The organism is Pseudogemmobacter humi (genome assembly GCF_900609055.1).
Taxonomy (GTDB): Bacteria; Pseudomonadota; Alphaproteobacteria; order Rhodobacterales; family Rhodobacteraceae; genus Pseudogemmobacter; species Pseudogemmobacter humi.
This window is the reverse complement of the sequence record NZ_UXAW01000075.1, coordinates 56,756-74,191: the sequence shown is the minus strand read 5'-3', so window position 1 is coordinate 74,191 and position 17,436 is coordinate 56,756. Positions and strand designations below refer to the sequence as shown.

The following is a 17,436-nucleotide window of genomic DNA, read 5'->3' as shown; positions in this document are numbered from 1 at the left end:
GGGTTGCGCGCGGCGGGCGGCGGGTTCACTCTCGGGCCCGAAGGAGTCCCTCTATGCCGATCCGCAACCGTTTCGCCGAACTCGCGCCTGAAATTGCCGCCTGGCGGCGCGATTTCCACCGCCACCCCGAACTGAACTACGACCTGCCGCGCACGTCCGGGCGGGTGGCCGAACTTTGCCGCGCTTTTGGGTGCGACGAGGTGACGGAAGGCGTCGGGCGCTCGGGCGTGGTGGCGGTGATCCGGGGCCGCAGCGACAGCCGGGGCCGCGTGGTGGGCCTGCGCGCCGATATGGATGCGCTGCCGATCCATGAGAAGACCGGGCGCGATTACGCCTCGGGCACGCCCGGGGTGATGCATGCCTGCGGTCATGACGGCCATACTTCGATGCTGCTCGGCGCCGCGAAATATCTGGCCGAGACCCGCAATTTCGACGGCAAGGTGGTCTGCATCTTCCAGCCCGCCGAAGAGGGCGGCGGCGGCGGCCTCGCCATGGTCAAAGACGGGCTGATGGAGCGCTGGAACATCGCCGAGGTCTACGGCATGCACAATATGCCCGGAATCCCGGTCGGCCATTTCGCGATCCGGCCCGGCCCGCTGATGGCAGCCTCGGACCAGTTCACGATCACGGTCACGGGGAAGGGCGGCCATGCCGCGAAGCCGCAGGATGCGGTGGATGCGACGCTGGTCGCCGCCCATATCGTGGTGGCGGTGCAGAGCATCGTCTCGCGCAACACCGACCCGCTGAAATCGGCGGTGGTCTCGGTCTCGACCATCGCGAGCGACAGTGCCGCCTATAACGTGCTGGCGCAGGAGGTGCGGATGAAGGGCACGATCCGCGCTCTGGACGAAGAGGTGCGCGCCATGGCCGAGGCACGGCTGCGCCGGATCGTCGGGGGCACCGCGGCGATGTTCGGGGCCGAGGCCGTGCTGGACTACGACCGCGGCTATCCGGTGACCGAGAACGCGCCCGCGAACACCGTGCTGGCGGCGGATGTGGCCCGGCAGATCTCGGCCCATGTCGATGAGGATACCGCGCCGCTTATGGCGGCCGAGGATTTCAGCTATATGCTGAATGCGCGGCCGGGGGCCTATATCTTCCTCGGCAATGGTGACAGCGCGCCTTTGCACCATGCCGGGTATGACTTCGACGACGAGGCCATCCCCTATGGCGCGGGCTGGCTTGCCGCCATGGCCGAGGCGCGGCTGCCTTTGAACGCGGAGGAGTTCCGATGAGCGAAAGAGCGATCCTGGCGGGCGGTTGTTTCTGGGGGATGCAGCAGCTGATCCGGCGGCTGCCCGGGGTGATCGACACCCGCGTCGGCTATACCGGCGGCGAGGTGCCGAATGCCACCTACCGCAACCATGGCCGCCATGCCGAGGCGATCGAGGTGATCTTCGAACCCTCGCTTCTGAGCTACCGGCATCTGCTGGAGTTCTTCTTTCAGATCCATGATCCGACCACGCGCGACCGGCAGGGGAACGACCTTGGCCCCAGCTACCGCTCGGCGATTTACTGGACGAGCGAGGCGCAGCGGGCGGTGGCGGTGGAGACCATCGCCGATGTGGACGCCTCGGGGCTGTGGCCCGGGCCGGTGGTGACCGAGGTCGAGCGGGCAAGCGAGTTCTGGGAGGCCGAGCCCGAGCATCAGGACTACCTGGAGCGCCAGCCGAACGGGTATACCTGCCATTTCCCGCGACCCGGCTGGGTGCTGCCGAAACGTGCGGCGGAGTGACGGCAGGGGCGCTGGCGGAGGCCGGGCAGGGGGGCGCTCGCGCCCCCCTCGGCCTGCGGCCTTCACCCCCCGAGGATATTTTCAGACAGAAAATAGAGGGGTCAGCGCGCGCGGGGGCGGTGCCAGGTCATCGCGGCGAGGCGGGGGTCGTTCGCGAAAGCCTCGCGCGGGAAGTCGAGGCCCTGGTGCGGGTGTTCGCGCAAAGCCATGGCGCCGGTCGCGCTGATGCGGATGCGCCAGGACTGGCGCTCGATCGGCTGCGGGGCGGCGAAGGCCGCGCAATCGAGCACCGCGAGATTGGCGCCGCGCTTCGGGTCGCGCACCGAGGTATAGCGGATGATCTGCGCGCCGGCCTCGCGCGCGGCATCCGCCAGCGCCTGGCAGGCGGCATAATCGGTGGGATGGGTCCAGGCCGCCGCATCGCGGGCCAGCGCGCCCGCAGTGAGGTCGATGAGCGCGGGCGTGTCGAGCCGCGCCGCGAAGGCGGTGTAATCCGCGGCATCGTCGGGGAAGGGGGTCTCCGGGCTCTCGGCGTAGAACAGGAAGCGGTAGAACACCATTTCCGCGACCGCCGTCTGCACCCGTTCGGCGCCATACCAGACGCCCGGCGTCATGCCCGCGCGGCGGAAGCGCGAGCCATTCGGGTAGGGGCGATAGCGGAACGGCGTGGCGAGCAGGTAGTCGAGCCCGCGGCAGGCATCCGGCAGCGCGGGCTTGGTGTCTTCGAGGATGTCTTCGAGCAGCGCCTGCTCTGACAGGCTGTCGACCAGTTTCAGCGTCGAGACCCGGTGCTGCGCCTCGACCAGCCGCCAGCCGCGGCCCCGGAAGGCGCGCGCCTCAGAGCGGAGCGCGGCGGCTGTCGAGATAGGCGCAGACATCGACCAGCCCCTGCACTTTCGCGATCATCCCGGCGGGGGTGCCGCCGAGCGCCAGGTTCGGAGCCGTCAGCCAGGCGCGCGCCACCGCCTCGTCGCCGCCGGTGATCGCGTCGAGCGAGCGGAACAGCCGCACGAGGAGCGCGGCGAGCTCGAACGCCTTGCTGTCCTCCTCGATTCCCGCGGCGCCGCGTTTGAGGCGCGAGACGGTGGGTTCCGACAGGCCGGTGATGCGGGCGAACTGCCGCGCCGAAAGGCCGAGCCGTTCCGCCGCGCGCAAGGCCGCTTTGGCGAGAACCTGGCCGCGGGCCGGATCGGGGGAGAAAGTGGCATTCAGCGACATGGCATTTCTCCTTTCTGATGAAAACATAAGAAGGATTGCGTTCATGTGAAAGGGGCTAGCCGGGGAAAAGATCGAATCTTTCGCCGGGGAAGAACTTTTCCAGCCGGGCCACCGCGGTGCGGGCATGGCCCTCCATTCCTTCGGCGCGCGAGATCCGGGCGGTGGGGACGGCCAACTGGCGCGAGGCCTCGCGCGTGGCGCGCTGCCAGGTGACGGTCTTCATGAATTTGTGGACCGACAGCCCGCCGGTATAGCGCCCGGCGCCCGAGGTCGGCAGCACATGGTTGGGCCCGGCGCATTTGTCGCCGTAAGCCACCGTGGTTTCCTCGCCCAGAAACAGCGAGCCATAGGCACGGAGCCGGCCGAGCCACCAGTCCGGCGCGCGGGCCTGGACATGCAGATGCTCGGGCGCGTAATCATCGGCCACCTGCGCCATTTCCTCGCGGCTCTCGCAGAGGATCACCTCGGCGCAGCCGGCCCAGGCGGCGGCCGCGCTGGCGCGGTTCGGCTCGGGCAGCGCCGCGATCAGGCCGGGGACCAGATCCATCACCCGCCGCGCCAGCGGCGCGTGACCGGTGACCAGCCAGACCGGGGAATTGCCGCCATGTTCGGCCTGGCCGACCAGATCGCAGGCCACCAGCGCCGGATCGGCGCTGTCGTCGGCGAGGATCATCAGATCGGTCGGCCCGGCGAACATGTCGATCCCGACCTCGCCGTAAAGCACCCGCTTGGCCTCGGCCACGAAGGGATTGCCGGGGCCGGCAAGGATATCGGCGCGCGGCAGGCCGAAGAGGCCGAGCGCCATCGCCGCCACCGCCTGGACGCCGCCGAGGTTCAGGATCCGGTCCGCGCCGCAAAGGTCCATCGCGTAAAGGATGGCGTCGGGGATACCCTCTCCGGGGCGCGGCGGCGAGCAGGCGGCGATCTGCGGCACACCGGCGACCTTCGCGGTGGTCACGGTCATGATCGCGCTTGCGATATGGCTGTAGCGCCCGCCCGGCACGTAGCAGCCCGCGGCCTGGACCGGGATCTGGCGCTGACCCGCAGTCAGGCCCGGCAGGATCTCCAGCTCGCAATCCTGGATCGTGGCGCGCTGCGCCTCGGCAAAGCGGCGGATGTTGTCATGGGCAAAGCGGATGTCGTCGCGCAGCCGCGGCGGGACGCGCGCGGTGGCGGCGGCGATCTCGTCGCGGCTGACGAAGATCTCGCCCTCCCAGCCGTCGAGATCCCGCGCGAAGCGGCGCACCGCGTCTTCGCGGCCCGCGCGGATCTGCGCCAGCATCGCCTCGACCCGGGGGCGCACATCTTCCGTGGTTTCGCGCTGCTGCGCCTGTTTCAGGTAGGTCACCGCCATGGCTCAGATCTTCCCTTTCCAGGGGACGAGGCGGCGCTCGAGCCAGCGCATCAGCAGATCGAACGCATAGGCGATGGCGGCGATCACGATGATCCCGGCGATCACCGTCGAGGTTTGCAGGAACTGGCTGGCCGAGAGCACCATATAGCCGATGCCGCGGGTGGCGGCGACCATCTCGGCGGCGACGAGGGTGGTCCAGCCGAAGCCGATGCCGATCCGCATCGCGGTCATGATTTCGGGCAGCGCCGAGGGGAAGATCACCTGGCGCATCACCTGCCAGCGGGTCGCGCCGAAGGAATAGGCGGCGTGGATCTGCTCGATGGCGGCCGATTTCACCCCGGCCCGCGCCCCGAGCGCAATCGGCGCGAAACAGGCGAGGAAGATCAGCGCGACCTTCGAGGTCTCATGAATGCCGAACCAGATGATCATCAGCGGCAGATAGGCCAGCGGCGGGATCGGGCGATAGAACTCGATCGGCGGGTCGAAAATGCCGCGGATCACCGGCGACATGCCCATGGCGAGGCCGAGCGGCACACCGATCAGGCAGGCCAGCAGGAAGGCGCCGAACACCCGGGCGGTGGAGATGCCGAGATGTTCCAGAAACGGCGTGTTGGTGAAGCCGTTGGCCCAGATGTCGAGGAACTTGAACCAGACCGCCTGGGGCGAGGGCAGGAACAACGGCTTGACCCAGCCCATCCAGGTCACCAGCCACCACAGGAACAGGATCGCCGCCATCGAGGCCAGCGACAGAAGCGTGGTGCTGCCCTGGCCGGGCACGCCGTAGACCTCGCCCGGGCGGGTGGCGCGGTCTTTCAGGAAACGCGAGAGAAAGCCGGCGGGGCGCTGGTCGGGGCGGCGGGTCATGCCTCCTCCTCGTCCTGGAAGATGATTTCGAGAACTTCCTCGCGCAAGGCGATGAAATCGGGCGAGGCTTTGACATGTCGTGCCTTCTCGCCAGAAAGGAAACGGCGCGAGAACGGCAGATCGAAGCGATGCGCGATCCGGCCCGGGCGCGGCGACATGACGATGAGCTGCGTGCCCATGAACAGGGCTTCCTCGACCGAATGGGTGATGAAGAACACCGATTTGCCGGTGCGCTGCCAGATGGTCAGGATCAGCTCCTGCGCCTTTTCCCGCGTCAGCGCGTCGAGCGCGCCCAGGGGCTCGTCCATCAGCAAGAGCCGCGGGTCCGAGGTCAGCGCCCGGGCGATGCCGACGCGCTGCTGCATCCCGCCCGAAAGCTGCCAGACCGGCGAGGACAGAAAATCTCGCAGACCCAGAAGATCGGCGAATTTCCGTGCGATCTCATTGCGTTCCGATGCGTTCCTGCCTTGCAGCTTTAACCCGAAGGCGATGTTGTCCAGCACATTCAGCCAAGGCATCAGCGCATGTTTCTGGAACACCACCGAACGGTCGGCCCCCGGCGCGGTGATCGGCCGGCCATCCAGCAGCACCTCGCCCGAGGTTGGTGAAAGAAATCCCGCTATCAGATTGAGAAGCGTGGATTTTCCGCAACCCGAGGCGCCGAGCGCCACCACGAAATCGCCTTCGCCGATTTCCAGGTCGATGCTGCGCAGGGCCTCGACCCCCATACGCCCGCCGCTGGCCGGATAGACGACCGACGCCTGCCTGATCTGTAGGCCCATGCAAACTCCCCGGCTGAAAGGCGGGGCCCTGCGGCCCCGCGGCAGATCACTGCGTTGCGGCTTCGATCACCGAGAGGTTGACGAAGGGGGCGTAATCGTCGGCCACCGTGTCGATCCGGCCCGCGCCTTTCAGGAATTCAGCGGTGGATTTCAGGATCGCGGGCGCCGAGCCCAGAAGCGCCTCGGAGGTCTGGTCCTTCAGCGGCACGAAGACGAAGCCTTCCATGATGCCGGGCACCTGTTCCGGCGCGGCCCCGGTCATATCGACCAGCGCCTTGACCTCGGCGCTTTCCGCATTCCAGGCGGCCGGATCGGCCAGATAGGCGGCGTTGGCCTCGTCGAACACCTTGGCGAAGGCGACCAGCGCCTTGGCATTGGCGCTGGCGAAATCGGTGCCGACCACCCAGGCGTCGAAAGTCGGATAGCCCCATTCGGCGATCTGATCGGCGCCGATGATCCGGGTGCCGGTCTGGAGGATCTGGTTCTGCACCGGTTCCCAGACGAAGCCCGCGTCGATCGCGCCCTGTTCCCAGGCGGCGGCGATCTGGTCGGGGGTCATGCCCATGATGGTGACCTCGGTTTCCGCGATCCCCTCGTGTTTCAGCGCGCCCATCAGCGAATAATGCGCGGTCGAGCCGAGCGGCACGCCGATCTTTTTGCCCTTCAGATCGGCGAGGCTTTCGATCCCCGAGCCTTCGCGCGCGATCAGGCTTTCGGCGGTGCCGAGCACGGCGGCCAGCATGAAGAGTTGCAGCTCCACCCCCTGGGAACTGGCGATGGCCAGCGGCGAGGAGCCGAGTTCGGCCAGCGCCACATCGCCCGCGGCCATGGCGGCGATCACATCGGTGCCGGCGTCGAATTTGCGCCATTCGATGTCCCAGCCGGTGGCGGCCTCGAATTTGCCCTCGGCGCGGGCGAATTGCATCGGCGTGGGGTTGCCGAAATGGCCGATGATGATGGTTTCGGCCAGCGCCGGTCCGCTGACGAGGGCGGCGGCCAGGCCGAGCGCCATGGCTTTGATGCGGTAGGTCATGTCGTTTTCTCCACTGTTGCAGTTACGGCACAGGTCTGTCGCCCGGCTTTGCGAAGGAGACGATCGCCCGGACCAGAAGGTCGAGACTGTCGATCGGCTCAGCTTGCGGCCCGCCGGGGGCTTCGACAAGCGAAAGTTCGGTGCAGGCAATGATTTGCAGCGTTGCGCCCTGACGGGCGAGCGAATCCGACGCCTCTTGCAGCATCTGCGCGGCGGCCTGGTCGGCGCCGCCTGACTTCACCCGGCGGATCGCCGCCAGAACCGGGCTCTCGTCTTCGGGCCAGAGCGCGGTCAGCCCCGCCTGCGCCAGCGCGCGGTCGTAAAGCCCGACCCGGCGCAGGGCGGGCGAGGCGAGAAGGCCGATCCGGCCGCCCGGCGGTGCGGCATCGCGTGCGGCCGCGACGGCCAGTTCCACCATGTCGAGAAACGGCAGCCTGGTCGCCGCCCGGATCTGCGGCGCGAAATGATGCGCGGTGTTGCAGGGCATCGCCAGCGCCCCGGCTCCCGCCGTCTCCAGCCGCCGCGCCATGGCGGCCAGCACCGGGCCGGGATCCTCGCCCTCGCCATCCAGCAGGAATCGCAGCCGCGAGGGGACCTGGGGGTTCTGATCGACGATCAGCGGCACATGGTCGGCGTCGTCCGTGGCGGGCACCGCGCGGATCAGCCGCTGCATCAGGAGAACCGTCGCCTCCGGCCCCATGCCGCCGATGATGCCGACCCGCCGCATCAGCCCGGATCGAGCGCCGCGCGATAGCCGAACAGCCCCGCCGCACCCCCGGTGTGCAGAAAGACCACCCGCTGGTCGCGGGTGAACCGGCCCTTGCGGCAGTAATCCACCAGCCCGGCCGCCGCCTTGCCGGAATAGACCGGATCGAGCAGGATGCCCTCCAGTTCGGCGAACAGGCGGATCGCCTCCAGCGTATCCTCGCGCGGGATGCCGTAGCCCGGGCCGACGTAAGCGCAATCGGCGACCACATCGCCGCGCGCGACCGCGCCCGGGGCGCCGATCATTTCGGCGGTCTGGCGGGCCAGCGCGAAGACATTCTCCTCCTGCCGCTCTTTCGGCGCGCGCACCCCGAAGCCCAGAAGCGGGATGCCGGCGCTGATCGCCTTCAGCCCGGCGATCAGCCCTCCTTGCGTTCCCGCGCTGCCGGTGGCGGTGACGATATGATCGACGCGCAGCCCGCGGTCGTTCAGCTGGCCCAGCAGTTCAAAGGCGCAGTTGACATAGCCGAGCGCGCCGGTCGGGTTCGAGCCGCCGCCAGGAATGGTATAGACCCGGCAGCCCTGCTGGCGCAGTTCGGCCGCCATCGCCTCGATTTCGGCGTTCATGTCGGGGCCGGGGGCGCGCTTTTCGGTGGTCGCGCCATGCAGATGATCAAGCAGCACATTGCCGCTGCGATTGTATTCCGGGTCGTTCGAGCCGGTGCGGTCCTCAAGCAGGATATGGCATTTCATCCCCAGCTTCGCGGCGAAGGCGGCGGTCTGGCGGGCGTGGTTCGACTGCGTCGCGCCCTGGGTGATCACCATCTCAGCGCCCATGGCCTCGGCCTCGGCCATCAGGAATTCCAGCTTGCGGGTCTTGTTGCCGCCGGTGGAAAGCCCGGTGCAGTCGTCGCGCTTGATCCAGATTTCGGGGCCGCCCAGCTCGCGGCTCAGCCGGTCGAGCCGTTCCAGCGGCGTGGGCAGATGGGCAAGGAAGATTCTCGGAAAACGGGCGAGGTGCATGGTCTGTCCGATCGGCAGGGGTGCTGCCCGATGTTAAGCCAGGCCGCGCATGACGCAAGCGCGATGAGGGGAGAGATCCCGCCAAATACGCGGGCCGGAAGGGAATCCTGTTCCGTTCGGGGGGCGGTCTTTGGAATTCATAATCACGATCAGAATGGTAGCCTTTTGCAGCAGACCGAAAGGACCAGGACAATGATCACAACGCTTATCGTTCCCGGCCTCGACGGATCGCCCGCGCCGCACTGGCAGCATCATTGGGCGGCCGGCGATCCGCATGCGCTGATGGCAGGACTGTCGGACCCGCACCGGCCGGTGGCGGCGGTCTGGGAGATCGAACTGGCCGCGATGATCCTTCAGCATCCCGGTTGCGTGCTGGTGGGCCATTCGCTGGGGGCAGTGCTGATCGCGCGGCTTTTGACGCAATGGCCGCATCTGCGGGTGGCGGGGGCGCTGCTGGTGGCGCCGGCGGAAACGGCGGGCTCCGACCGGATCGGCGATTTCGGCCCGATCCCGGAACTGCCGCTGGATCTGCCCACGACCGTGGTCGCCAGCCGCAACGATCCCTGGATGAGCTTTCCGCGTGCCGCGCAACTGGCGCGGGCCTGGGAGGCGGAACTCGTGGATCTGGGGTTCGCGGGCCATGTCAACGTGGCCTCGGGCTATGGGCCCTGGGCCGGGGGCAGACCGCTGCGCGACGCGCTGCTCTGCGCGCGCCGTGGCCCGGCATTCGCTGTCCGCAGCGGGGCGGGGACCGGCCCTGGCAGGGTTGCGGCATCATGAGGGTGCCCGCTCGCGATCCGCAGCCCGGACGGCTGCCGGTGGTGCTGTTCGCGCTGGCCTTCGGCGGCGTTCTGGCGGTGACGGTGGCGCCGCGGGGGGCGTTCCTCGGTCCCCTCGTCACTCCTTCTGTCACCGCGGAAGCCCGGGGGGTGCCATGATCTTCAACGGCTACGATCCGGCGCTCGCGGCGCTGCTCGCGGGTGAGGAACGCGCGCTGGCTTCGGAAAAGAGCGGGCCGCCGAGAAGGACCTCGTTTGTCATCCTGGCGATCTATGCGCTGGTGGCGGCGCTGCTGAGCCTCATCGTCCTCCTCGCCGTGCCGGGCCCCTGACGGGCCAGCGCCGCCCGTCTTCAGACAGCGCCCGCCGGATCGCCTTTCCGGCGGGCGCTTCCTTTCCCTCGCGATTCCGTGTCCGGGTCCGGGCTTGACCCCGGAGGGCGGATTATGGCGCATGACGGAACCGGCTTCGCCCCGGCGGGTTGCCATTGCAGCCCGGGGGCGCGGGCGATGCGTCATGCCCGGCGGGAAAGGAAAGTCGTATGGATATGGTTCTGGGCCGCCGTCAGGCCCTTCTGTTGTCGCTCTCGGGCCTGCTTGCCGCCTGCGGACCGAAAGTGCCGGATTCCGCCGCGCCGCCCGTGGGGCCGCAGGTCGCGCCCGAGGTGCTCGCCATGTATGCCGCGGTCGAGGACAACGGTTTCCAGATCCCCGCCGTCCCGCCGCGCTATCTGATCGACGAGAACATCCGCCGCGAGGTCACGGTGCGCATCACCGAGGCGCCCGGCAGCATGGTGATCGACCCCTGGCAGCGCTATCTCTATTTCCTGCTGCCGGGCGACCGGGCGATCCGCTACCGGGTGGCGGTGGGCGACCAGGGCCGTTCGTTCTCGGGCGCGGCGGTGGCGCAATTCGCGCGCGACTGGCCGGGCTGGCGCCCGACCGACAATATGATCCGCGAATTTCCCGACATGTACGGCCCCTACCGCAACGGTCTGCCGGGAGGGCTGCAAAACCCGCTAGGCGCGCGGGCGATCTATCTCTATCGCGGCGGACGCGACACGATGTATCGCATCCACGGCACCAACGAGGTCGCCTCGATCGGCCATGCCACCTCGGCGGGCTGCATCCGGCTGTATAATCAGGATGCGATCCATCTCGCCTCGATCTTCACGCCGGGGGCGAAGGTGATCGTGCTGACCCAGGCGCAGAGCGCCCAGGGCTTCGGGGAATACACCCCCACCACCACGCCCTATAGCGGGGCCTCGTTCACCGCGCCCGCGCAGGTCGCCGAGGTGCCGGATTATTCCGATCCGGGCTATGTCCCGGCCTATCCGGGCGGTTTCCCCGAAAGTCCCTATAACTGAGACCGGAGAGATCGCGCCGCGCAGATCGGTTGCGCGCCGCGGTCTCTTCAGGGCCAGGGCCATCGGCTTCGCCACGCTGATCCGGGGGAGGCTGCGGTGCGGGCGCGCGGCCTGGACATCCGGCGCCGCATCGGCAGGATGGCCGGGTCGATTCCCGCGCAACAGCTCTGAGCCCGGGACCGGCAGTCTGGTGTCCCCGAAAACGACGGAACCGATGTCTTGAGAAGATTTCTGCATTACGCTCTGGGCCTGCTTCTTGGAATGGGGGGCGGCTTCCTGTTCTGGGCGCTTGGCCTGCCGCTGCCCTGGATGCTGGGGGCGTTGTTCGCCACCATGGCGGCTTCGATCGGAGGGCTGCCGGTGCTGGGGCCGGGGCGCGCGCGCCCGATGGTGGTGGCGGTGATCGGGGTGCTTCTTGGCTCGCGTTTCGCGCCGGAGGTGCTGGAGCACGCCTGGGCCTGGATCGGAACGCTCGGCATCCTGATCGTCTATCTGCTGGTCGTCGGGCTGATCAGCGTGCCCTGGTATCGTTTCGCCGGCGGCTACGACTGGCGCACCGCCTTTTTCGCCGGGATGCCCGGCGGGCTGGCCGAGATGATCGAACTGGCCGAGGCGAAGGGCGGGCGGCCCGAGCCGGTGATCCTGGCCCACAGCCTGCGCATCGTCGTCACCATCGCGCTGATCGCGGTCTGGTTCCGGCTGGTGCTGGGCCATGAGGTGGGGAGCGCAGCGGCCTTGTCCGGCGGGCCGCTGGCCTGGCAGGAGGCGGTGCTTTTGCTGGCGGCAGCGGTGTTCGGCAGCCTTCTGGGCAAGGCTTTGCGCTGGCCGGCGCCGACCTTCCTCGGGCCGCTGGCGCTGTCGGCGGGGCTGCATCTGACCGGGGTGTCGGAAAGCGCGCCGCCTGCGGTGCTGGTCAATGCGGCACAGGTGATCCTCGGCACCGTGCTGGGCTGCCGGTTCCGCGGCGTGCCGCTGGCGGCCTTGCGGCGGGCGGGGGCGCTCAGCCTCGGCTCGACGGTGCTGGTGCTGGGAACGGCGGTCGTCTTCGGGCAGATCATGTATCTGACCACCGGTACCGATCCGCAGCAGGCGCTACTGGCGATGGCGCCGGGCGGGCTGACCGAGATGGGGCTGATCGCGCTGGCGATCCATGCCGATGTGGCCTTTGTCGCCCTGCACCATGTGGTGCGCATTCTGGTGGTGATCGTGGCCGCGCCGCTCGTCTTCACGCTGATCGAGCGGCGCGGGTCCGGTCAGAGGGGCGGTTGAGCGCCGCCCCCGGGTCTTGCGGTCTTACTGCACGACCATCGTGGTCGGATGCGGCGTGGTGCTGGTTTCGGCCGGCAGCACCGGCAGGGTGACGGAAGGCACGGTGCCGGTCAGGCTGCCGAGGAAAGCCACGATCTGCGCGGTTTCTTCGGGCTTGAGCTCCTCGCCCAGCTGGCTTTCGGCCATGATGTCCACCGCCACCGACAGATCCCAGACCTTGCCCGAGTGGAAATAGGGCGCGGTCAGCGCGATGTTGCGCAAAGGCGCGGCGCGGAAGACATATTCGTCGTCCACCGTCTCAGTCACCGCGAAGCGGCCCTTGTCGTCGGGCGGCAGCACTTCGGCGCCGGGTTTCTCGATCAGGCCGAAGGGATAATAGCCGTGGCCGCCGACGTTCACGCCCGAGTGGCAGGACGAACAGCCCTTGTCCATGAAGAGCTGAAGCCCGGCGAGCTGCTCTTCGTTCAGCGCGCTGTCGTCGCCGTTCAGCCAGGCGTCGAAGGGCGCGGGGGTGATCAGCGTGGCCTCGAACACCTCGATCGCCTTCGCCATGTTGTCGAAGGACAAGGCCTCTTCCTCGCCCGGGAAGGCGGCGGCGAACCATTCCACATATTGCGGCATGGATTTCAGCGTCGCGACGGCGTTTTCCGGCGTGTTGGCCATTTCGACGCTGGCCTGCACCGGCCCTTTGGCCTGGGCCGCGAGGTCATCGGCGCGGCCGTCCCAGAACTGCGCCTCGTTGAGCACCGCGTTCAGCACGGTGGGCGAGTTCCGCGGACCCTTCTGCCAGCCGTGGCCGACCGAGGTTTCCATATTGTCGTCGCCGCCGGTGGTCAGGTTGTGGCAGCTGTAGCAACTGAAGACGCCCGAGGCCGAAAGCCGCGGGTCGAAGAACAGCGCCTTGCCGAGATCGACCTTCTCCGGCGTCGCAGGGTTCCCCGGAACGGCGGGCACCGTCGAGGGCAGCGGTTTGAAGGTCTCCAGCGCGATGTCGCGCAATTCGTTCGCCGATGCGGCCAGCCCCGAAAGGGCCGTCGTGACGAGCGTCAGGAGGAGGATACGTCTCATGCTTGCTCCGTTTAGCTGGCGTTCGCGCTGATCCATTCTCGCGGCTTGCGCAGGTCCGGGCCATGATCTGGATCAATTCTAATTCTGAACAGATCAGGAAACCTCTTAACGATGGGTTAAGAGGTTGCCGCGCGCGTCAGCCTCTTGCAGGGAATGTGTCCGGCGCCGCCGGGCAGCGCCGGGAAAATGCCCGGATAATCCGCGCCATCCCGGGCAGATGGCGGATTCTGCCGCCCGGCGCCGGATTTTTCTTGCCTGATCGGCTTTGGCCCCCGCAATATGATCAAAATCACCGGGACAGCGGGGCCGATCTTGAGCGTGAACGCAGCCATCATGGCAAGGGACGTGACCAAGGCCTTTGGTCAGGGCGAAACCGCGCTGAAGGCGCTGGACAACGTCTCCTGCGAGATCCGCACCGGCGAGTTCTTCACCCTGCTCGGCCCTTCGGGCTGCGGCAAGACCACGCTTCTGCGGTTGATCGCCGGGTTCGAGATGCCCACGGCGGGGCAGATCCTGATCGACGGCCAGGATGTCACCGGCCAGCCGCCGAACCGGCGCGCGGTCAATACCGTGTTCCAGTCCTATGCGCTGTTTCCGCATCTGAGCGTGGCCGAGAATGTCGGCTTCGGGCTGAAGATGCAGGGCCGCCCGCGGGCAGAGATCGCGGCCACCGTGCGCGAGATGCTGGCGCTGGTGAAGCTGGAGGCTCTGGCCGGGCGCAGGACCGGCCAGCTTTCGGGCGGCCAGCAGCAGCGGGTGGCGCTGGCCCGGGCGCTGGCGCCCCGGCCCAAGGTGCTGCTGCTCGACGAACCCCTCTCGGCGCTGGATCTGAAACTACGCAAAGAGATGCAGGTCGAGCTGAAACGCCTGCAAACCGAGACCGGGATCACCTTCGTCTTCGTCACCCACGACCAGGAAGAAGCACTTACCATGTCGGACCGCATCGCGGTGATGAGCGCGGGGAAGATTCAGCAGATCGGCGTCCCGCGCGAGATCTACACCGCCCCGGTCAACCGTTTCGTCGCGGATTTCATCGGCGAGACCAATTTCATCCCGGCGACTGCGGTGCCGGGCGGGGCTAAGCTGGCCGATGGCACGGTATTGCCCGCAGAGGGCGAAGGCAGCCTGCTGATCATCCGCCCCGAGCAACTGCGGCTGCTGCCCGCCGCCGCAGATGGCGCCTTGCCCGCCACGGTGGAAAGCGTGGTCTATTTCGGCACCGACACCCATGTGCATCTGGCGCTGGAGGACGGCACGAAACTGACCGCCCGGGTGCCGAGCCCCGCCGACGGCCATTCCGGCCACGCGCCCGGCCAGCGGATCGGCCTCGGCTTCGCGCCGGGGGCGGCGCGGCTGATCCGGGAGTGAGCGCCATGAGCCCGCCCCCCCGCCTGAGCGAAGCCGAGGATCGCCAGCGCCGGGCCGCCACCCGCAACGGCTGGCTGCTCTCGGCCCCGGCGCTGGTGCTTCTGTTCATCGCCGCCTCGGGGCCCTTGCTGATCGTTCTGGTCTATTCCTTCCTCACGCCCGGCAAATACGGCGACGTGAGCTGGGAGTTCTCGACCTCGGGCTGGGTCGGCATCCTGTTCAGCCGTGACATTTTCGATGACACGCTGAAGCTGGCCGATGCGCATCTGACGATCTTCTGGCGCTCGGTCAAACTGTCGCTGCTGACCACGGCGATCACCTTCGCGCTGGGCTTTCCGACCGCCTGGTTCATCGCCACCCGCCCGCCGAAGGCGCGCGCCTTGTGGCTGTTCCTGATCACCATCCCGTTCTGGACCAATCTGCTGATCCGCACCTTCGCGATCACCGAGATCATCCGTAACGAGGGCATCCTGAACAAGGTTCTGCTGGCAATCGGGGTGATCGCGGCGCCGCTGCGTATCATGAACACCGATACCGCGGTGCTGATCGGCATGGCCTATGTCTATCTGCCGCTTATGGTGCTGCCGCTGTTTGCCGCCATCGACCGTTTCGACATGCGGCTTCTGGAAGCGGGCTATGATCTTTACGCCAGCCGGATGCAGGTGCTGCGCCATGTGATCCTGCCCATCGTCAGGCCCGGGATCGTGGCGGGCTCGATCCTCGTCTTCGTCCCCTCGCTCGGCGCCTATGTCACGCCGCGGGTGCTGGGCGGCGGCAAGAACATGATGATCGGCAATTTCATCGAGCTTCAGTTCGGCCAGGGCCGCAACTGGCCCCTGGGCGCCGCCTTGTCGATCGCGCTGCTGATCGTCGTCATGCTGGCGATGCTGATCTATGTGCGCGCGGCCACGAAAGAGGACACCCCGCATGGCTGACCGCAGTTTCGAAGTCTCGCGCCTGCCCGGCTTCGCCTTCACGGCGGTCACGGTATTCCTTGCGCTTTATCTGCCGATCTTCACGCTGGTCTTCTTCTCGTTCAACGCCGGCTCGGTGCTCTCGGTCTGGCAGGGCTGGTCGCTGCGCTGGTATGTCGAGGCCTGGCAGAACGACGTGGTGAAAGGCGCCGCCATGCGATCCCTGCTGATCGCGGCCTCGGCCAGCGCCATCGCCACCACGCTTGCCACCATGGCGGCGATCGGCACCACGCGGCGCAGGCGCTTTCGCGGCCAGACCGCGATCTACGCCTTCATCAACCAGCCGCTGATGGTGCCCGAGATCGTGACGGCGGTGGCGCTGCTGATCTTCTTCGGGGTGATCAAATCCTGGACCGGCTATCAGGGGCTCGGCTATCTGATCCTGGCCCATTCCGCCTTCTGCGTGCCCTTCGCCTATCTGCCGATCCGCGCCCGGCTGGAGGGGATGGATCTCAGCCTGGAAACCGCGGCGGCCGATCTTTACGCCAGCCCCTGGCAGGCGTTCCGCCATGTGACCCTGCCTTTGCTGGCGCCGGGGATCGCGGCCGGGGCGATGCTGGCCTTCGTCATCAGCCTTGACGATGTGGTGATCACCGAATTCGTCAAATCGGCCGGCCAGGATACTTTGCCGACCTATATGCTCGGCCAGCTTCGCCGCACGCTGACGCCCGAGGTCAATGCGATCTCGACCGCGCTTCTGGTCCTGACCGTGCTGCTGCTGACGGCCTTTTTCCTCGTCAACCGCAAGAAGGACTGATCCGATCCGATCCGGCCGGGCCGGGTCGCCGCAGCCGCAACATCCACAGGGAGAGAAACATGAAAACACTTCTGGGAACGGTCGCAATCCTTTGCGCCACCACATCTTTCGCCGCCGCCGAGGGGGTGTTGCAGCTCTATAACTGGGGCGATTACACCAGTGCCGAACTGCTGAAGAAATTCGAGGCCGAGACCGGGATCAGGGTCACCGTCACCGATTACGATTCGAACGACACCGCGCTGGCCAAGATCCGCGCCGGCGGCCATGGCTTCGATCTGGTGGTGCCCTCGGCCAATTATCTGCCGATCTTCGTCGAAGAGGGGCTGATCCAGGAACTCGATCATTCGCGCCTTGCGAATATCGGCAATATCGCCCCCGAATGGCAGGATGTCGAATGGGATCCGGGCCGGGCGCATTCGGTGCCCTGGCAATGGGGCTCGACCGGGATCATGGTCAACACCAGCGTCTACAAGGGCGACATCAACACCTCGGCGCTCTGGCTCGACGTGCCGGACGAGCTGAAGGGCAAGATCAACGTCACGCCCGAGATGAACGATATCGTCAATATGGCGGTCTGGTATTTCGGCGGCGAGACCTGTTCCGAGGATCCCGAGGTGCTGAAGAAAGCGCGCGACGCGCTGATCGCCGCCAAGCCCGACTGGATCTCGATGGATTACGGCGCCACCGAGAAGATGTCGAACAACGACTGGGCGGCCACCGTCTACTGGAACGGCGCGGCTTTGCGCTCGCGCATCAACAATCCCGACGTCGCCTTCGGCTATCCGCGCGAGGGCTATCCGCTGTTCATGGATTCGGTCGCGATCCTGAGCGACGCCCGCAATGTCGACGGCGCCTACAAGTTCCTCGATTTCATCATGCTGCCGGAGAATGCCGCCCTGATCTCGGCCCATGCCCGTTACGCGAACGGCATCACCGGGTCGGAGCCCTTCCTGCCCGAAGAGATGCGCGGCGCGCCCGAGGTAGAGATCGCCGAAGAGCACAAGGCCGCCGGTCATTTCCTGCTGACCTGCTCGCCGAAGGCCCAGGAATATATGACCGCGATCTGGACCGAACTGATGAAGTGACGCGCGCCTTGCGCGGCTGAGCGACCGGACGGCCCCTTCGCGGGGCCGTCCTTCTG

The 17,436-nt window shown here is 67.4% G+C and carries 20 protein-coding genes; 11 read left to right on the top strand and 9 right to left on the bottom strand.

Annotation, left to right across the window (positions count from 1 at the left end):
- Window positions 1–53 precede the first annotated feature (53 nt).
- Window positions 54–1,235, top strand: a complete 1,182-nt coding sequence (locus XINFAN_RS12720; RefSeq protein ID WP_124087247.1) for a M20 aminoacylase family protein — start codon at window positions 54–56, stop codon at window positions 1,233–1,235.
- Entirely contained in the window at window positions 1,232–1,735 is a 504-nt protein-coding gene (msrA, locus tag XINFAN_RS12715; protein WP_124087246.1) for a peptide-methionine (S)-S-oxide reductase MsrA, read from the top strand. Before XINFAN_RS12720 ends, msrA begins: the two co-directional genes overlap by 4 nt.
- Window positions 1,736–1,836: 101 nt before the next feature.
- On the opposite strand, the gene XINFAN_RS12710 is transcribed toward msrA, so the two are convergent.
- From XINFAN_RS12710 to cuyA, 8 genes are read right to left on the bottom strand one after another with little or no spacing between them, the layout of a single operon-like run.
- Window positions 1,837–2,613 (bottom strand): RES family NAD+ phosphorylase, encoded by a 777-nt coding sequence (locus tag XINFAN_RS12710; protein WP_124087245.1) that lies wholly within the window; start codon window positions 2,611–2,613, stop codon window positions 1,837–1,839.
- On the bottom strand, window positions 2,573–2,953 hold the full coding sequence (locus XINFAN_RS12705) for an XRE family transcriptional regulator (protein ID WP_124087244.1): 381 nt from the start codon (window positions 2,951–2,953) through the stop codon (window positions 2,573–2,575). Before XINFAN_RS12705 ends, XINFAN_RS12710 begins: the two co-directional genes overlap by 41 nt.
- A 55-nt stretch (window positions 2,954–3,008) precedes the next feature.
- Window positions 3,009–4,307, bottom strand: coding sequence for a histidinol dehydrogenase (hisD, locus tag XINFAN_RS12700; RefSeq protein WP_124087243.1), 1,299 nt, complete (start codon window positions 4,305–4,307; stop codon window positions 3,009–3,011).
- 3 nt (window positions 4,308–4,310) lie between these two features.
- Window positions 4,311–5,171 (bottom strand): ABC transporter permease subunit, encoded by an 861-nt coding sequence (locus XINFAN_RS12695; protein WP_124087242.1) that lies wholly within the window; start codon window positions 5,169–5,171, stop codon window positions 4,311–4,313.
- Window positions 5,168–5,953, bottom strand: coding sequence for a taurine ABC transporter ATP-binding protein (locus tag XINFAN_RS12690; protein WP_124087241.1), 786 nt, complete (start codon window positions 5,951–5,953; stop codon window positions 5,168–5,170). The genes XINFAN_RS12695 and XINFAN_RS12690 overlap by 4 nt, the downstream gene beginning before the upstream one ends.
- A 46-nt stretch (window positions 5,954–5,999) precedes the next feature.
- Window positions 6,000–6,986, bottom strand: coding sequence for a taurine ABC transporter substrate-binding protein (gene tauA, locus XINFAN_RS12685; protein ID WP_124087240.1), 987 nt, complete (start codon window positions 6,984–6,986; stop codon window positions 6,000–6,002).
- 22 nt (window positions 6,987–7,008) lie between these two features.
- Window positions 7,009–7,713, bottom strand: a complete 705-nt coding sequence (gene cuyB, locus XINFAN_RS12680; RefSeq protein WP_199286416.1) for a cysteate racemase — start codon at window positions 7,711–7,713, stop codon at window positions 7,009–7,011.
- A complete protein-coding gene (gene cuyA / locus XINFAN_RS12675) occupies window positions 7,713–8,714 on the bottom strand; it encodes a D-cysteate sulfo-lyase (protein WP_124087239.1) in 1,002 nt (333 codons plus the stop codon). The genes cuyB and cuyA overlap by 1 nt, the downstream gene beginning before the upstream one ends.
- Before the next feature lie 192 nt (window positions 8,715–8,906).
- Between cuyA and XINFAN_RS12670 the strand changes: the two genes are divergently transcribed.
- From XINFAN_RS12670 to XINFAN_RS12660, 5 genes are all read left to right on the top strand, one after another.
- On the top strand, window positions 8,907–9,494 hold the full coding sequence (locus XINFAN_RS12670) for an RBBP9/YdeN family alpha/beta hydrolase (protein ID WP_124087238.1): 588 nt from the start codon (window positions 8,907–8,909) through the stop codon (window positions 9,492–9,494).
- Window positions 9,491–9,652, top strand: a complete 162-nt coding sequence (locus XINFAN_RS21750) for a hypothetical protein (RefSeq protein WP_160144609.1) — start codon at window positions 9,491–9,493, stop codon at window positions 9,650–9,652. The genes XINFAN_RS12670 and XINFAN_RS21750 overlap by 4 nt, the downstream gene beginning before the upstream one ends.
- Window positions 9,649–9,825, top strand: coding sequence for a hypothetical protein (locus tag XINFAN_RS21745; RefSeq protein ID WP_160144608.1), 177 nt, complete (start codon window positions 9,649–9,651; stop codon window positions 9,823–9,825). Before XINFAN_RS21750 ends, XINFAN_RS21745 begins: the two co-directional genes overlap by 4 nt.
- Window positions 9,826–10,034: 209 nt before the next feature.
- Window positions 10,035–10,859: a L,D-transpeptidase gene (locus XINFAN_RS12665; protein ID WP_124087237.1), complete on the top strand. Its 825-nt coding sequence runs from the start codon at window positions 10,035–10,037 to the stop codon at window positions 10,857–10,859.
- A gap of 219 nt (window positions 10,860–11,078) precedes the next feature.
- Window positions 11,079–12,128, top strand: a complete 1,050-nt coding sequence (locus tag XINFAN_RS12660) for an AbrB family transcriptional regulator (RefSeq protein ID WP_124087236.1) — start codon at window positions 11,079–11,081, stop codon at window positions 12,126–12,128.
- A gap of 24 nt (window positions 12,129–12,152) precedes the next feature.
- Here XINFAN_RS12660 and XINFAN_RS12655 read toward each other — a convergent pair whose 3' ends face one another.
- Window positions 12,153–13,196: a cytochrome-c peroxidase gene (locus tag XINFAN_RS12655; protein ID WP_124087235.1), complete on the bottom strand. Its 1,044-nt coding sequence runs from the start codon at window positions 13,194–13,196 to the stop codon at window positions 12,153–12,155.
- A 333-nt stretch (window positions 13,197–13,529) separates the two neighbouring features.
- Here XINFAN_RS12655 and XINFAN_RS12650 point away from each other — a divergent pair, with 333 nt between their 5' ends.
- From XINFAN_RS12650 to XINFAN_RS12635, 4 genes are read left to right on the top strand one after another with little or no spacing between them, the layout of a single operon-like run.
- The gene (locus XINFAN_RS12650; protein WP_435530870.1) at window positions 13,530–14,564 is read left to right on the top strand and encodes an ABC transporter ATP-binding protein; all 1,035 of its coding nucleotides are present in this window, start codon (window positions 13,530–13,532) and stop codon (window positions 14,562–14,564) included.
- A gap of 5 nt (window positions 14,565–14,569) precedes the next feature.
- Entirely contained in the window at window positions 14,570–15,499 is a 930-nt protein-coding gene (locus XINFAN_RS12645) for an ABC transporter permease (RefSeq protein ID WP_124087233.1), read from the top strand.
- Window positions 15,492–16,295: an ABC transporter permease gene (locus XINFAN_RS12640; RefSeq protein WP_124087232.1), complete on the top strand. Its 804-nt coding sequence runs from the start codon at window positions 15,492–15,494 to the stop codon at window positions 16,293–16,295. The genes XINFAN_RS12645 and XINFAN_RS12640 overlap by 8 nt, the downstream gene beginning before the upstream one ends.
- A gap of 59 nt (window positions 16,296–16,354) precedes the next feature.
- Window positions 16,355–17,380: an extracellular solute-binding protein gene (locus XINFAN_RS12635; protein WP_124087231.1), complete on the top strand. Its 1,026-nt coding sequence runs from the start codon at window positions 16,355–16,357 to the stop codon at window positions 17,378–17,380.
- The last annotated feature ends 56 nt before the right edge of the window (window positions 17,381–17,436 follow it).

What these genes read in the sequence shown, in the direction of transcription:
- XINFAN_RS12635 (WP_124087231.1), top strand. Translation starts at nt 16,355, where the DNA reads ATGAAAACACTTCTGGGAACGGTCGCAATCCTTTGCGCCACCACATCT.
- XINFAN_RS12705 (WP_124087244.1), bottom strand. Translation starts at nt 2,953, where the DNA reads ATGTCGCTGAATGCCACTTTCTCCCCCGATCCGGCCCGCGGCCAGGTT.
- XINFAN_RS12655 (WP_124087235.1), bottom strand. Translation starts at nt 13,196, where the DNA reads ATGAGACGTATCCTCCTCCTGACGCTCGTCACGACGGCCCTTTCGGGG.
- XINFAN_RS12690 (WP_124087241.1), bottom strand. Translation starts at nt 5,953, where the DNA reads ATGGGCCTACAGATCAGGCAGGCGTCGGTCGTCTATCCGGCCAGCGGC.
- XINFAN_RS12650 (WP_435530870.1), top strand. Translation starts at nt 13,530, where the DNA reads ATGGCAAGGGACGTGACCAAGGCCTTTGGTCAGGGCGAAACCGCGCTG.
- cuyB (WP_199286416.1), bottom strand. Translation starts at nt 7,713, where the DNA reads ATGCGGCGGGTCGGCATCATCGGCGGCATGGGGCCGGAGGCGACGGTT.
- XINFAN_RS12710 (WP_124087245.1), bottom strand. Translation starts at nt 2,613, where the DNA reads ATGTCTGCGCCTATCTCGACAGCCGCCGCGCTCCGCTCTGAGGCGCGC.
- msrA (WP_124087246.1), top strand. Translation starts at nt 1,232, where the DNA reads ATGAGCGAAAGAGCGATCCTGGCGGGCGGTTGTTTCTGGGGGATGCAG.
- hisD (WP_124087243.1), bottom strand. Translation starts at nt 4,307, where the DNA reads ATGGCGGTGACCTACCTGAAACAGGCGCAGCAGCGCGAAACCACGGAA.
- XINFAN_RS12645 (WP_124087233.1), top strand. Translation starts at nt 14,570, where the DNA reads ATGAGCCCGCCCCCCCGCCTGAGCGAAGCCGAGGATCGCCAGCGCCGG.
- cuyA (WP_124087239.1), bottom strand. Translation starts at nt 8,714, where the DNA reads ATGCACCTCGCCCGTTTTCCGAGAATCTTCCTTGCCCATCTGCCCACG.
- XINFAN_RS12695 (WP_124087242.1), bottom strand. Translation starts at nt 5,171, where the DNA reads ATGACCCGCCGCCCCGACCAGCGCCCCGCCGGCTTTCTCTCGCGTTTC.
- XINFAN_RS21745 (WP_160144608.1), top strand. Translation starts at nt 9,649, where the DNA reads ATGATCTTCAACGGCTACGATCCGGCGCTCGCGGCGCTGCTCGCGGGT.
- XINFAN_RS12670 (WP_124087238.1), top strand. Translation starts at nt 8,907, where the DNA reads ATGATCACAACGCTTATCGTTCCCGGCCTCGACGGATCGCCCGCGCCG.
- XINFAN_RS12665 (WP_124087237.1), top strand. Translation starts at nt 10,035, where the DNA reads ATGGATATGGTTCTGGGCCGCCGTCAGGCCCTTCTGTTGTCGCTCTCG.
- XINFAN_RS21750 (WP_160144609.1), top strand. Translation starts at nt 9,491, where the DNA reads ATGAGGGTGCCCGCTCGCGATCCGCAGCCCGGACGGCTGCCGGTGGTG.
- tauA (WP_124087240.1), bottom strand. Translation starts at nt 6,986, where the DNA reads ATGACCTACCGCATCAAAGCCATGGCGCTCGGCCTGGCCGCCGCCCTC.
- XINFAN_RS12720 (WP_124087247.1), top strand. Translation starts at nt 54, where the DNA reads ATGCCGATCCGCAACCGTTTCGCCGAACTCGCGCCTGAAATTGCCGCC.
- XINFAN_RS12640 (WP_124087232.1), top strand. Translation starts at nt 15,492, where the DNA reads ATGGCTGACCGCAGTTTCGAAGTCTCGCGCCTGCCCGGCTTCGCCTTC.